Raw genomic sequence first — 13,353 nt, forward strand, 5'->3', positions numbered from 1 at the left:
GTTATTTGGTCTCGTTAAGTGGCGGTGGTGGAGGCGGCGATGCGGTCCGTCCCGATTGCTGGTCGAGTTTGGCGTTGGCAAGCCCCAGCAGCGAACCGGCATAGGCACCGGGGGAAGCGATCGCCTTATCCTTGGCCGCCGAGCCAACCGCGCCCGCAGCACCACCGATGCCGGCCTCCATGCCGCGCATGGCAGCACTGCCGAGGGACGATCCCCCTGCCCTTGCCGCACTCGCGGCCTGAAAACCTCTGCTGGCCGCTGCCGTCGCCAAAAAGCCGGCGCCGGCCGCAAAGGATGCGGCCTGTCCACCGTGGCGGATCGATTCCATACCGCCGGAAACGGAGGCACCCTGGACCACGCCTTGAAGGATCGGCGGCACATACATGGCGATGACGAAGACAACGACCGAAATGCCGGCGATCGCCAGTGTGGTGATGAACCGCTCTGATGTGGCTGTCGGGGCCTCGGCGAGGCCGAGAAGAATGTCCGAGCCTATCTTGGCGATCATCACCAGCGCCATCAGCTTCATGCCGACGGAAAAGGTGTAGACCAGATACTTGATGGCAAAATCCTTGGTGTAGGACGTACCACCCAATCCGAGCATGATCATGCCGGCGAGCAGGCCAACATACATCTCGACCATCACGGCGACAAAGATCGCAGCAACCAGCGAGAAGCAGACAACCACCACGACCATGGCAAAGACGGCGGCGATCGCCAGCGCATTGTCTTCCCAAAGCCCGAACTTCGCCTGTTCGGACATCTTGGTCGCAACACGAATGCCGGCGTCAAAAATGTTGGCCGGCGAGGCCGAGCCACCGCCGGCGCCGATCTGGTAGAGGCTATCGACGACCGCCTTTGCGAAGGCGGGCCCTTGATCGAGGATGAAGGCGAATAGCCCGATGAACATGATACGCTTCACGAGCTCGGCAAACCAGCTGTCGAGAGAAGCAGCATTGATCGCCAGCCACACGGCGGCTATACCGACCTCGATGCCCGCCAATATCCAGAACAGCGACCGCGCCGCATTCATTACCGTCGTCTCCCAGCCTTTGGCGGCCGCAACGACGGAATTCTCCAGCGTAGTGAGCACTTGACCCTGCTGCGCCATAGCCGGCGTGCTCGCGACCAGGACGAGGCCGATTGCGACGACGGCGCGCTCGATGCGCCGGGAGGGATGAACGATCACCATCTCGGCTTCATCTCCTGGCCGCCGCGAATGTCGCGCTCGGCGTTGCCGCCAAAGAACTTTTCCCGGTGAGCCCGGCGGTCTGCGTCTGATGCAGCTTGCGGTGATGCTTCGCCCGTTCCGGACAGGGCTGCTGGAGGTGGCTGGACGATCCATCTGGTGACGCCGACACCGGACGCGATGATCACCACGACAGCCATGATGATGACAAGACGCGGGCTCACCAGCGAGGCTCCATCGTCTGCCCGCCACGGATGTCATGCTCGCTTCCGCTGAAAAATTGCTCGCGCCGCGCCTGGGCGAGATCCTTTTGCGCCTGCTCCGACTGGAACCATGTGCCCATCATGGTCATCTGCTGGGAGACGAGACCCCGTAGTTTTTGCATCTGCGCGACCTGCTGGGCGGCGATCTGGTGGCCGACCTGAAGTGCCTTCATCTGCCCGTCGGCCGATTCCGACATGGAGCGCAGCGACGATATCGTGTTTTCCTCGCTCGAAAACTGGTCGGCCGTGAGGTTTGCGGCTTTCAATGTGCCCCCGATCGTATCGCGATTAGTGTCGGACCAGTTCTGATAGGTGGATGAGAAGCGTGCTCCATCAGGAAGGTTGCTCTTCATCTCGGAAAAGCTCTGGAAACGCTGCTTGAGCACGTCGTCGATATTGCCCATCGAGAAGGCGACGCCCTGCCCCTGCGCGACTACGTTTTGCAGGGTCGTAAGGTCGCTTTCGACCTGACCCCAGATGTGGTTTGGCAATTGCGCCGTGTTTTGCAGCATGTTGTTGTAGATGTTGATCTGGTTCTGGATCTGCTCGGCAAGCTGCGAGATCTGGGTGATCTGGTTGTTGACCTGCTCGGCCGACTTGCCGACCAGTGAGATCAGCTCGGTGTTGTTGGCGAGCTGTGTCCATTCGGTTGCTTCGCCCGTCACGCCGCCGGCCGAGGCCGAAGCTGGCAATGCAAACGCAAGGGCGCTCGCAACGACGACGACCATAGGTACGGTTTCAAGATGTCGGGAAAAGTGTCTCGGCATGGGCGATCCCCCTTTGCTGGAGCCAATGGAGAGGCCATGCGGCCCCGTGTTCGGAATGCAGGCTGCGAATGCGCTTGAGGTCTTCCTTGCCAGTTGCCCCGACAAACGAGAGCGCGACCGGACCGAGCGCCATGTTGAAGAGCCTTCGGCCTTCCGAGGAGACGACGTAATATTCGCGCTTGGGAATGGCGGTTGCGACGATCTCGATCTGCCGTTCATTGAAGCCAATGCGCTCATAGAACTCCCGCGTGCCCGGTTCCCGTGCCGCTCCGTTCGGCAGGCAGATCTTGGTTGGGCAGCTCTCTTTCAGGACATCGATAATTCCAGATCGTTCGGCGTCCGAGATCGATTGGGTAGCGAGAACGACCGCGCAGTTGGCCTTTCGCAGGACCTTCAGCCATTCGCGAATCTTGTCGCGAAACACCGGATGGCCAAGCATAAGCCAGGCCTCGTCGAGAATGATCAGGCTGGGTGCGCCGGTCAGGCGTTTCTCGATGCGCCGAAACAGGTAGGTGAGAACGGGGACGAGATTGCGCTCGCCCATATTCATCAGCTCCTCGATCTCGAAGCACTGGAACGCGCCAAGCGCCAGGCCGTCCTGCTCGGCGTCGAGCAACTGGCCCATCGGACCGTCGACGGTATAGTGATGCAGTGCGTCCTTGATCTCGCGCATCTGCACGCCGGAGACGAAGTCCGACAGCGATCGGCCGCGCGACTCCGCCATCAGCGCCAACTGCCTGGAGATGGCGTTGCGATAATCCGGGGTGATGGTCACACCTTGCAGCGCCACCAGCATCTCGATCCACTCTGCCGCCCAGGCGCGGTCTCCATCGGTCGACAGTTCGGCGAGCGGGCAGAAGGCAAGTGCCCTCACCTCGCCACCAGCCGACGGGCCGATATCGCCGCCGATCTGGTAGTGATCGCCGTTGAGACCGAGGGTCAGCGGCAGCATCGAGCCGCCCTTGTCGAAGGCGAATACCTGGGCATCCGCATAACGCCGGAATTGCGCGGCAATCAGCGCCAGCAGTGTCGATTTGCCAGAGCCGGTCGGGCCGAAGATCAGCGTATGGCCGACATCATCGACATGCAGGTTAAGCCGGAACGGCGTCGACCCCGATGCCACCTGCATCAAGGGCGGCGAGGCCGGCGGATAGAACGGGCAAGGCGCGGTCGGACTGCCCGACCAGACGGAGTTCAGCGGAATGAGATCGGCGAGATTGCGGGTGTTGATCAGTGGCTCGCGAATGTTGGCGTAGGAGACGCCGGGCAGGCTACCGAGAAAGGCATCCGTCGCGTTCAATGTCTCGATACGGGCGCCAAAACCTTCGGCCTGGATCAGGCGACGGATGGCCTCGCACTTTTCCTGGAGCCGGAACGCATCTTCTTCAAAGATGACGATGACCGGCGTGTAATAGCCATAGGCGACGAGCTGCGATGACGCTTCGGCGATGGCGTCCTCTGTTTCCGCCACCATTAGCATGGCGTCCTGATCGACCGAGCGTGATTGCGTCTGGAACAGCTGGTCGAAGAACGGCCGCACCTTCTGCTGCCACTTCTTGCGGGTACGTTCGAGCCGCGCCCTTGCTTCCTCGGCATCGAGGAAGACGAAGCGGGACGACCAGCGATAGGTGAGCGGCATCCGGTCGAGCGTATTGAGAATGCCCGGCCAGCTTTCGGCCGGCAGACCGTCGATCGCCACCACGCCGAGAAAGCGGTTCTCGACCATTGGGGTCAGTCCATGCTGCAACTCGGCCGTCACCAGCCAGTCGAGATACACGGGAATATCAGGCAGGCGAACCGGATGGTTCTCGCCGGTCACGCAGAAGCGGATAAACTGGAAGAGCTCGTCGTATCGCGCGACACGGAACCCACCACGCTCCGGCGTTTCCCGTGTCATCATCCGGCGGATCGACACGACGTTAGCGAGATACTGCTCGACCTCCCGGATCGAAGTCAGAAAGCCCTCAAGGGCCTTGTTGGCATAAGTGGCGGAGCGGCTTGCGACATCCGAATAGACATAGCGCGTCAGGCCGGAGCGCCGCGGCTCCGGCGGCCGCCAGGTCAGGACCAGAGCGTGCCGGCTCTCGAAATGCCCCCTCTCCCTCTGAAAGTGCGCTCGACGTTCATCATCGATGGCTCGCGTGACCGGATCGGGAAAGTGGGATTCAGCCTCAGTCGGATAATCGCCAGTTGGCACCCTGATAGCCTCGACCTGGATCATCCATCCCGAGCCCAGCCGCGACAGGATTGCATTGATCTGTCGCGACACCTCGTTGCGCTCGGCGTCGGTCGAGCTCTCGCTATCCGGCCCGGCAAAATACCAGCCGGCCATCAGCGAGCCGTCTTTCAGCAGGATGACCCCATTATCCACGAGGCCGGCATAAGGCACCAGATCGGCAAACGACGGTCCGGAATGGCGGAATGATTTGAGCGCTACCATCTCAATTCCTTTAGAACTTGCGCCACGGCGACGACGTCGCGCGATACGACGTCTTGTAGGAGATGTGCCGGAGATAGACCCGGCGCATCAGCGGATCGGCCTTGGCCATCATGCGCAGTGCCGCGACCGCGACCAGCCAGATCGCGATACCAAACAGCGCCGCATACCAGGTCAACACCACGAAGATCAGGATGATCGCGGCAAGCGCCGTCAGCAGCACCAGCTCACGGTCGGCGCCCATCAACAGGTTCGGACGCGATAGCGCCCGGTGTACCCGCGAGCGTGCCAGAGAAGTGCCGACGTCAGCCATGAGCCCCCTCCTCCACGGTGGCCGGCGTCATCGTCGGTTCGGGAGTGTTTTGCTCGGCCTGTGCGTGGGCCTCGCCGATCGATGCGCCGGTCGCGCCGAACAGGGCAACAATCTGGGTGGCCCCGAGCAGGACGCCCCCAACCAGCGCGACGTAGCAAAGCCGTCTCGCGAAATCATTCAGCTCGCCTCCGAAGATCAGCATGGCGCCGGCAATGGCGACAGCGGCCAGCGCGATAAACCCGGCGACAGGTCCGGTGATCGATTGCTGGATCTGTTGCAGCGGCGATTCCCAAGGAAGACCGCCTCCGCCCGAGGAAGCGAATGCGGAATCGCTAAAGCCGATAGAAATGGCGACAAGCGTCGCGCCGGTGAGAAGAATAGAGATTTTACGCGACATGGCTGTCCTCATCGATCTGGGCATAATGTTCGGTCTGGTAGCCGCCGTTGCGGTATCCTTCGATGTGGACGACCTCGCGGACCCGTCTCCCCTTCCCAGTTCGTTCAATGGAGACGACGAGATCGACGGCTTCGCCGATCACCTCCTGCATCGGCTGCTGACTGACTTCCGCCGTCAGTTGCTCCAGCCGGCGCAAGGCTGACATCGCCGTGTTGGAATGGATCGTGGTGACGCCGCCAGGGTGGCCGGTGTTCCAGGCCTTGAGCAGCGTCAGGGCCGCTCCGTCGCGGACCTCGCCAACGATGATGCGATCGGGACGCAGGCGCATGGTGCTCATCAGCAGGCGGGCCATGTCGATGGTATCGCTGGTGTGCAGCGACACGGCATTCTCGGCCGCGCATTGAATCTCGGCGGTGTCCTCGAGGATCACCATCCGATCGTCGGGAGAAGCAGTCACGATCTCGGCAATGATGGCGTTGGCAAGCGTCGTTTTTCCGGAACCGGTGCCCCCGGAGATGACGATGTTCATCCGAGCGTCGATCGCGCTGCGAATGGCAGATGCCTGGGCCTCGGTCATCACCTTCGACTTCACGTACTCTGTTAGCGGGATGAGACGCGAGGCTCGTCGGCGGATGGTGAATGCCGGACCGGAGACCACCGGCGGCAACAGCCCCTCGAAGCGGTGTCCGCCAATCGGAAGTTCGCCAGAGATGATGGGCCGCTCGTCGTCGGCCTCCGACTGCAGGGCATGCGCAACGCTGCCGATGACAACTTCGGCTGCGGCGTTACTCATTGCGCCGGCCGGGGCCACGCCGTGCCCCAGCCGTTTCGATGAACAGCCGGCCGTCCGGATTGAGCATGATTTCGACCACCGTTGCATCATCGAGCGCGATGCAGAGTTGGTCGCCGAGCGCGTCCTGCAGTTTGCGAACCAGGCGAGGATGGGAACGGAGCTGGGTCACGCAGCGCTCCGGATCTGACGGCTGTGATCTTCGATGGTGATCGAGCGGTAGTCCGGTGGGCAGACCCGGTCGAAGCTTGCTTGATCCGCTGGCAATGTCCCGGCGACGGCCACGGTGTTGCCGATGGCCACAGGATCGCCGAGCCGCTTCATCGGCCATCCGGCCCGGTTCAGGATGCGCTCGAAGCGCAGGTCGGTGGCCGTGACGATCTCGTCGTAGCCGTTTGCTATCGACCACTCGATGATTCCGGCAAACATGGTCAGCGTTGCGAGATGGAGCTGGCCCCCTCCCCTGCCCGCGGGCAAAGATGTGTCGACGCAAAAGCGCGAACTCTCGACCATTCTGGCCGACGCGTTGAGTGAACCGGTTGCCAGTAATTGCGGGAATGTCCGCTCCAGCATAGTTGGCCCCAATGCCGGCAGCAGGCGCGCGCAGCCGACGACCTTTTGGCCGTCTGTGACTGCGAGGATGTAGGTCGGGTCGAGATTATCGTACTCGTCGCTCTCGCCCGCATCGCTGACGTTCACATCCCATTCGAGACGTTCGCGAAAGACCGTCGCGCGCAGGCGGTGCATCTGTTTCAGAAGATTGGAATGCTCATGTCGATCTGGCGAAACGGTCAGAATCTGCATCTTGTTCTCCGCATGAAGTGGTCATGACGGAGAAAGATCATCTGGGAACGCATGTGGCTATCTGCAGATCTGCAGACGCTGATTCTACCGCGCGGTGTATGGCCAATGGGCAATTAGGGTCGTGAACGGTGTGAGAGCCCAGGCCCGCATCTGCAGATCTGCAGTTTCGGACCACTATACGTTTTTAGTAAAAGCTGCCTAACTATCCGAAACATATCGCAGATTCGGCAGAGAGGCCCAAAGCACGCCGCACTCGTTAACCCGTTGTTAACTTTAAATCTCTTGCGGCAGCGTGGGAATCGGGAGATAGTTTCGCAAATGATGGTTTTGTGGCCATTGTTTCGAAAGTGAAGACCTCCGGGAAATAGTTCGCAAAATGAGCACTTCGCAGCCCAACCGATTTGATATTGAGATTGCCCAGCAGGGGGCAAAGATCTCAAGCGCGTTGCATATGCTGCGCAGTCAGCAATATCCACCTGATGCTCGCAAAGGCTTGCGAAAGTTTCAACTGGGGGAAGTCGCGGATTTCATGGGGGTCACACAGACCCACCTGCGACAAATTCATTCTGACGGAAAGGGGCCAGAGATAGAATCCGTCGGCGGACGTCGATACTACACGGCGGACCAGATGTTGGAACTCCGAGACTATCTTGAGGCCAACAAGAAATCCGACAAGAGATACTACGTCCCTAGGCGACGGGAGGGCGAACCGATGCAGGTCGTATCGGTCGTGAACTTCAAAGGCGGAAGCGGTAAAACCACGACCGCCGCCCACCTCGCGCAATATCTTGCTCTAACGGGCCATCGCGTATTGGCGGTCGATCTTGATCCCCAGGCATCCTTGACATCCCTGTTCGGAATTCAGCCTGAACTTGATGATACGGCGTCCCTGTACGAGGCGCTTCGTTTCGATGACGAGCGGAAGTCAATCGCTGATGTCATCCAGCCAACGAACATTCCTGGCCTTGACGTAGTGCCGGCGAGCCTCGTTTTGCAGGAGTACGAGTACGACGTGCCCCTTGCGATTTCCTCCAAGAAGGGAGAGGACGGCCGACTATTCTACATGCGGATTGCCAGTGCGCTGAAGCAGGTAGATGAGAGATATGACGTGGTCGTCATCGATTGCCCCCCACAACTTGGGTACCTGACCATCACCGCTCTGATGGCTTCAACCGGCATTCTCATCACCATCCATCCCCAGATGTTGGACATCATGTCGATGAGCCAATTTCTGATGATGCTGGGCGGCATTATGGGCCCGGTCGCGGAGGCCGGAGCCGAGATGCGGGTCCAGTGGTTCCGCTACCTCATCACTCGCTTCGAGCCGACAGACATTCCACAAGCCCAGATGGTTGGGTTCATGCAATCCATGTTTGCCCAGCAAATGTTGCGAAATCACGTTTTGAAGTCGACGGCTATTTCGGATGCTTCAATCAAGAAGCAGACCTTGTATGAGGTCGAGCGGGGCGGTTTCGTCCGGTCCACCTACGACCGCGCGATGGAAAGCCTGAATGCTGCTAACGGAGAGATCGTGGATCTCATTCACGGTGCTTGGGGGCGGAAATGACGAGCTTGTCAGCCGTTTTTTTGGCCGAGTTTATCATGAATGCCAAGGCCTTATCGAGGTTGAAGACAGATCGGGAGGGCGGTTATGTCGCGTGAAAATCCGTTTGCAAAATTAGACATGGCTTCCATCTCTGCGAACCAGACGCCGACGAAGGCCGGCTACGGTATGACAGGGGCAGCGAAGACGGTGGTCCGGTCCATCGAGGATATGGCGGAGAACACGAAGAAGCTAATGGAAGGTGAGGTCATCGTGGATCTCGATCCGCGGTTGATTGACGCTTCTTTTGTTGCCGACCGTCTTTCAGACGATGACGAAGAGTTTCAAGAACTCCTTCAAGCCATCAAAGTGTCCGGGCAGACAACGCCTATTCTGGTTCGGCCCAGTTCGACGGACGCTAAGCGATACATGGTCGTGTTTGGCCATCGCCGGCTCAAGGTCGCTCGAGAGCTCGCAGTCCCGGTCAAGGCCGTCGTCAAGAAACTTGACGACATCACATCAGCGATTGTCCAAGGGCAGGAGAACGCAGCCCGTTCGAACCTGTCCTTCATAGAGCGCGCGTACTTCGCTCAGAACCTGCTTGCGTCGGGAATGACCAAGGATGTGGTTCGATCGTCGCTCGCGATCGATGAGGCGATGCTCTCCAAAATGCTCGGCGTCGTCGAGGCGGTCCCTGCTCCGATTATCCAGGCACTAGGCGCGTCCAAGAAGATTGGGCGTGACAGGTGGCTGAGCCTTCGGCAATTGGTTCTCGCCCCTGCCCTGTTAAAGGTCGCAGCGGAGTATTCCGGAACCGCTGAGTTCCTAGAACTGGATGAAGACAAGCGGTTCGATGAACTTCATGATTACCTGAAGCGCTACAAGGTCAAATCGGCTGCAAAGAGGCCCAAGGCCAGCGCAACCGGAAAGGACTGGACGTCGAGCGACAGTTCACTGAATTTCGTAATGAATGCCAAATCGAAGAAGGTTGCGATAGAGCTTTCGAATGTCGAAGCGAAGCCCTTCAGTGACTGGCTGTCAGCCCATATGGATCGTCTGTACGATGAGTACAAAGGATCGAAACACGAAAACAACGGAGACTAAACCGCAAAAGAAAAAGGCCCCCAAACGGTAAACCGTGGAAGCCTCTCTCGTCATCTCTAGCAGGATCGAGAATCGCATTTCCCGGAATCACAGTCAAGAGTCTTGGCACCGATTTGGTGAGCGATTTTCTTTTGCCTAGAGAAAGGTAAGAGAAAAATGCAGATGAGACATGTAACGACGCCCTTCGGGCGGCGGCCGATGACGCTTGCTTTGGTCAAAGGCCAGCTGGCGATCGCAGAATCGCATCCAGGCGCGCGCGTTGAAAAGTGGAAAGTCTTTCGTGACGTGTGCGAAGCAAGGGAACGCTTCGGGCTGCAGGACAGAGCCCTTGCCGTTCTTGATGCCCTGTTGACGTTCTATCCTGAGCCACAGCTCGACGCCGAACATGGACTTGTCGTATTCCCATCCAACGCGCAGCTATCCATCCGCGCTCATGGGATCACGGAAAGCACACTCCGCCGGCAGCTCGGGGCCCTTGTCGATGCCGGACTTATCCAGCGTCGCGACAGTCCGAATGGTAAGCGTTACGCGTATCGCAACCGCGATGGTGAAATCGAGCAGGCATACGGATTCGATCTGAGTCCGCTGCTGGCGCGGGCCACAGAGCTTGCCGTCCTGGCGCAGGAAGTCGCCGCAGAACGCATGCGCTTCCGCCGGGTAAAAGAAGCACTCACGATCTGCCGCCGCGATGTTCGCAAGCTGATCACAGCTGCGATTGAGGAGGGTGCGTCAGGCAATTGGGGGAATGTCGAGGCGATGTATGTTGGAATTCTCGGCCGGCTTCCTCGCTATCCTGATAGAACCCAGGTCGAAGCAACACTCGATGAAATGGAGCTTCTGCGCGGTGAGGTTCTCAACCTCCTGGAAATTCAATTAAATACTGAAAATATGCATGGCAATGCCATTCAAAATGATCGCCACATACAGAATTCAAAATCCGAATCTATCTATGAACTTGAACCTAGCTCTGAACAAGAGCGGGGCGAAAGCTTGCCGGAAGAGCAGCAGGCGAAGAGTGTGAAGCATGAAGAGGCAAAGGCAAGGGGCGAGCCGATCAAGTCATTCCCTCTGGGCATGGTTCTTCGAGCCTGCCCGCAGATTGTCGACTATGGACCAGGCGGGTGCATTTCACATTGGCGTGAATTGATGACCGCAGCAGTCGTAGTTCGGTCGATGCTCGGTGTGAGCCCGTCGGCCTATGAGGAAGCCTGCGATGCCATGGGGCCTGAAAATGCCGCGGTGGCAATGGCGTGTATCCTTGAGAGATCGAACTTCATCAACTCCGCCGGGGGATATCTCCGCGATCTGACGAGGCGTTCAGAGCGTGGCGAGTTTTCGCTTGGGCCGATGCTGGTTGCGCTGCTGAAGGCAACCAGCGAGGGAGCGCGTCGCGCGGGCTGAAGGTGGAGCGAATGACAGTGAGCGTTTGTTGACAAACGCACTCCAAGAGCTGCGATTTGAGCCGGAGCAAAACTTGTCAGCCGTTTTCTTTCATGTTTTTGATCGTAACTTCAATAAGTTACACTAGATGAATGTGAATATCGATCTTAAAAGGGACGTCGACCAATAGTGTTGTTTTGTACAGCTTCACCGAGGCCTGTGAAGCAGGGGTCTGCAGGACGCTATGTCACTTGTTGAGCACCTCGACGCTGAGCAGTGAACGTACCAATGCAGCCTGACTACGTACGCCAGTTTTGTCGAAAATACGCTGAAGCTGGGTGCGTAGCGTGTTGACGCTAACCGTCAGGAGTTTTGCGGCACTCGCAAGATCGTGGCCATCGACGATCAGACTGGCAAGCCTGACCTGCGCGGGTGACAAACCATAGATCTCCTTTGCGCCATCGATCCGACGTGCGACGGTCTCCGCATCGTCGAACGACACCAGTGCCTTGCCATCTTCAAGCCGGACCCAGCAGTAGAGAGGCACCCCCGCAGCGTTCTCACCAAGTGCCACCGCCCAAGCCTGCTTCGGCGACAAGCTTATCCGTGTTTGGCCCTCTAGCTCGCGAAAGGCTAGGCGCACGGCGTCACGAAGTCCCGCGTCACGTTCGCGACGACGGGCGCGGAGGCGGCCGCCAGCGGAGGCGAGCCCCGTATGGCCGTATATGCGCTCCTGCGCGAGCCGGTTCATCCAGAGGATGCGGGCATCCGCGTCGACCTCGATCAGCGGGTAGTTCGACTGTTCAATGGTGCTCTCCATCATCACCATGCAGCCGATCTTCCAAACACCGTCGTCCTTATGCAGGACTTTTAGTTCGCGTTTCAGATCGTCGCCGGCATCGATCCCGATCTGGTCGTAGGTCACCCAAGCCATATTCCCGGCGACGACGATGTTTACCTTCTCCCACCGAACGTGCTCCATATCGGCATGTTTCTTCGGGAAGCGGGCAACAATGGTCTTAAGTCGTGCGGCAATCGCGTCCCAGCCTTCGTCGACCCGGGTGCCTAACGAAGCATAGTATTCCATCCGCCGGGTCTGCGAAGAATGCACCCAGTGGCTCGCCAATGACTCGAAGTCCCGCTGCAGCCATGCCTCGGTCTCGCGGCGGATCACGGCCAGGATCGCGGTCTTGTCAGCCTCACTCTCATCCATACTGCGATCTCCATTGACGTCGGGTCGCAGCATAGCATGCGTGATATCACGAGACACGGAACGACCTCAGATCAGCGCTATGCCAAGGATCAGGGTCACGCTGGCCCCGATCACGATCGACCTGAGCAATCCCGGGCTCAAACGCTGCAGGGCGAACTGACTTGAGTAGTAGCATTCCTCGGCCCGGGCACTCATCCGCACCGGTTGGGGCCCGGTGTGAATATGTGTGATGGTGAGACTGTAAATGTCCATGATTTCCTCCGGCCAGGGCGCTTTCGTCCACGCATCCTGGCATGGAGAGGCACCCTGACCTGTCATGCGAGCGGACGACAGCGGGCAGGTCTGCAACAGGCTGGTGCGTTCCCACCTCCACGACCGACAGGTCGAAAGTGTGTCTTCCCCATCGGACCCAGGCGGTGAGTCTAGCCTTGTCCTGTTGCCTCACGGTCTTTCGTCGCCGCTTCGATTTCGCCAGGACATCGAAGACCACAGCAACCATTACCAGTCGTCCGCAAACCCAAGCGACCCAGGCGGGAAGCTCCAAGAAGGCCAGCCACACCCAAAGCGGAGCAAGCGGGTTTTCGATGCTGGCTATCAGGGGCGAGGCGCGCCCGGCTCTGTAGTTCTGCCAATCTGTCTTCGGTGGCGATCTGGCGCCTCTCCCGACATATTTACGGTTTGGTGATCGAGGCCTCCCTATTGAGTTTGACTTTCACTCGGCGATATCGGCCATATCAAAGCTGCCAGCATGGCACTGAAGAGGGAGCTGAATCATGGGTATCGAAAGTCTCGTCATATTTCTGATCATCGGAGCGGTCGCAGGCTGGTTGGCCGGTCTCATCGTCAAAGGCTATGGCTTTGGCCTGCTGGGAAACATCGTTGTGGGCATCGTGGGTGCCTTTATCGCAGGTTTGTTGTTCCCGCGTCTTGGCATAAGCTTGGGGGCCGGCTACGCAGGGGCCATTCTGTCTGCAGCACTCGGTGCCGTCATACTGCTGCTCCTGCTTCGGCTGATCAGACGGGCCTAAGTTCTAAGATCGTTGCAGTCCCGCGATACTTCGGTTTCGCGGGACTGGGCAACCTTGCAGCAGATTTTGAAGAGTTTCGAAGGGTCTCACAGCCTAGCCAGCACTTCCTACGCCAGCGAACGGCA

13 protein-coding genes and 1 pseudogene are annotated in these 13,353 nt (G+C 59.0%); 4 read left to right on the forward strand and 10 right to left on the reverse strand.

The window, feature by feature from the left end; translation table 11 throughout:
* Position 1: 1 nt before the first annotated feature.
* The 8 genes and pseudogenes from trbL to HFC70_RS21795 all read right to left on the reverse strand — a co-directional run bounded on the left by trbL (position 2) and on the right by HFC70_RS21795 (position 6,960).
* Complete coding sequence (trbL, locus tag HFC70_RS21760) at positions 2-1,192, reverse strand: P-type conjugative transfer protein TrbL (protein WP_168475402.1); 1,191 nt, start codon at positions 1,190-1,192, stop codon at positions 2-4.
* On the reverse strand, positions 1,186-1,413 hold the full coding sequence (gene trbK / locus HFC70_RS21765; RefSeq protein ID WP_168475403.1) for an entry exclusion protein TrbK: 228 nt from the start codon (positions 1,411-1,413) through the stop codon (positions 1,186-1,188). The genes trbL and trbK overlap by 7 nt, the downstream gene beginning before the upstream one ends.
* Positions 1,410-2,180: a P-type conjugative transfer protein TrbJ gene (trbJ, locus tag HFC70_RS21770; protein ID WP_246735912.1), complete on the reverse strand. Its 771-nt coding sequence runs from the start codon at positions 2,178-2,180 to the stop codon at positions 1,410-1,412. The genes trbK and trbJ overlap by 4 nt, the downstream gene beginning before the upstream one ends.
* A 10-nt stretch (positions 2,181-2,190) precedes the next feature.
* Positions 2,191-4,659 carry a conjugal transfer protein TrbE gene (locus HFC70_RS21775; RefSeq protein ID WP_168475405.1) on the reverse strand — a complete coding sequence of 823 codons (2,469 nt, stop codon included), beginning with the start codon at positions 4,657-4,659 and terminating at the stop codon, positions 2,191-2,193.
* A gap of 10 nt (positions 4,660-4,669) precedes the next feature.
* Complete coding sequence (locus HFC70_RS21780) at positions 4,670-4,969, reverse strand: conjugal transfer protein TrbD (RefSeq protein ID WP_168475406.1); 300 nt, start codon at positions 4,967-4,969, stop codon at positions 4,670-4,672.
* Positions 4,962-5,366, reverse strand: a complete 405-nt coding sequence (gene trbC / locus HFC70_RS21785; protein ID WP_168475407.1) for a conjugal transfer pilin TrbC — start codon at positions 5,364-5,366, stop codon at positions 4,962-4,964. The genes HFC70_RS21780 and trbC overlap by 8 nt, the downstream gene beginning before the upstream one ends.
* A pseudogene (gene trbB / locus HFC70_RS21790) lies at positions 5,356-6,328 on the reverse strand (P-type conjugative transfer ATPase TrbB). The gene trbC and the pseudogene trbB overlap by 11 nt, the downstream one beginning before the upstream one ends.
* Positions 6,325-6,960, reverse strand: a complete 636-nt coding sequence (locus HFC70_RS21795) for an acyl-homoserine-lactone synthase (protein ID WP_168475408.1) — start codon at positions 6,958-6,960, stop codon at positions 6,325-6,327. The pseudogene trbB and the gene HFC70_RS21795 overlap by 4 nt, the downstream one beginning before the upstream one ends.
* A 376-nt stretch (positions 6,961-7,336) precedes the next feature.
* Between HFC70_RS21795 and repA the strand changes: the two genes are divergently transcribed.
* The 3 genes from repA to repC all read left to right on the forward strand — a co-directional run bounded on the left by repA (position 7,337) and on the right by repC (position 11,008).
* Positions 7,337-8,527 (forward strand): plasmid partitioning protein RepA, encoded by a 1,191-nt coding sequence (gene repA, locus HFC70_RS21800; RefSeq protein ID WP_168475409.1) that lies wholly within the window; start codon positions 7,337-7,339, stop codon positions 8,525-8,527.
* 84 nt (positions 8,528-8,611) lie between these two features.
* The gene (repB, locus tag HFC70_RS21805) at positions 8,612-9,607 is read left to right on the forward strand and encodes a plasmid partitioning protein RepB (protein WP_168475410.1); all 996 of its coding nucleotides are present in this window, start codon (positions 8,612-8,614) and stop codon (positions 9,605-9,607) included.
* A gap of 156 nt (positions 9,608-9,763) precedes the next feature.
* Positions 9,764-11,008 (forward strand): plasmid replication protein RepC, encoded by a 1,245-nt coding sequence (gene repC / locus HFC70_RS21810; RefSeq protein WP_168475411.1) that lies wholly within the window; start codon positions 9,764-9,766, stop codon positions 11,006-11,008.
* A 226-nt stretch (positions 11,009-11,234) separates the two neighbouring features.
* Here the strand turns inward: repC and HFC70_RS21815 are convergent, their stop codons facing one another.
* On the reverse strand, positions 11,235-12,200 hold the full coding sequence (locus HFC70_RS21815) for a LuxR family transcriptional regulator (protein ID WP_246735906.1): 966 nt from the start codon (positions 12,198-12,200) through the stop codon (positions 11,235-11,237).
* A 66-nt stretch (positions 12,201-12,266) separates the two neighbouring features.
* Positions 12,267-12,452: a hypothetical protein gene (locus HFC70_RS21820; protein ID WP_168475413.1), complete on the reverse strand. Its 186-nt coding sequence runs from the start codon at positions 12,450-12,452 to the stop codon at positions 12,267-12,269.
* Positions 12,453-12,973: 521 nt separating this feature from the next.
* Between HFC70_RS21820 and HFC70_RS21825 the strand changes: the two genes are divergently transcribed.
* The gene (locus HFC70_RS21825; protein WP_168475414.1) at positions 12,974-13,228 is read left to right on the forward strand and encodes a GlsB/YeaQ/YmgE family stress response membrane protein; all 255 of its coding nucleotides are present in this window, start codon (positions 12,974-12,976) and stop codon (positions 13,226-13,228) included.
* Positions 13,229-13,353: the final 125 nt, after the last annotated feature.

The organism is Agrobacterium sp. a22-2 (assembly GCF_012276985.1).
Taxonomy (GTDB): Bacteria; Pseudomonadota; Alphaproteobacteria; order Rhizobiales; family Rhizobiaceae; genus Allorhizobium.

Coding starts and splice junctions, on each gene's coding strand:
- HFC70_RS21825 (WP_168475414.1), top strand. CDS start 12,974: ATGGGTATCGAAAGTCTCGTCATATTTCTGATCATCGGAGCGGTCGCA.
- trbC (WP_168475407.1), bottom strand. CDS start 5,366: ATGTCGCGTAAAATCTCTATTCTTCTCACCGGCGCGACGCTTGTCGCC.
- repC (WP_168475411.1), top strand. CDS start 9,764: ATGCAGATGAGACATGTAACGACGCCCTTCGGGCGGCGGCCGATGACG.
- HFC70_RS21775 (WP_168475405.1), bottom strand. CDS start 4,659: ATGGTAGCGCTCAAATCATTCCGCCATTCCGGACCGTCGTTTGCCGAT.
- HFC70_RS21795 (WP_168475408.1), bottom strand. CDS start 6,960: ATGCAGATTCTGACCGTTTCGCCAGATCGACATGAGCATTCCAATCTT.
- repB (WP_168475410.1), top strand. CDS start 8,612: ATGTCGCGTGAAAATCCGTTTGCAAAATTAGACATGGCTTCCATCTCT.
- HFC70_RS21780 (WP_168475406.1), bottom strand. CDS start 4,969: ATGGCTGACGTCGGCACTTCTCTGGCACGCTCGCGGGTACACCGGGCG.
- trbJ (WP_246735912.1), bottom strand. CDS start 2,180: ATGGTCGTCGTCGTTGCGAGCGCCCTTGCGTTTGCATTGCCAGCTTCG.
- HFC70_RS21820 (WP_168475413.1), bottom strand. CDS start 12,452: ATGGACATTTACAGTCTCACCATCACACATATTCACACCGGGCCCCAA.
- repA (WP_168475409.1), top strand. CDS start 7,337: ATGAGCACTTCGCAGCCCAACCGATTTGATATTGAGATTGCCCAGCAG.
- HFC70_RS21815 (WP_246735906.1), bottom strand. CDS start 12,200: ATGGATGAGAGTGAGGCTGACAAGACCGCGATCCTGGCCGTGATCCGC.
- trbL (WP_168475402.1), bottom strand. CDS start 1,192: ATGGTGATCGTTCATCCCTCCCGGCGCATCGAGCGCGCCGTCGTCGCA.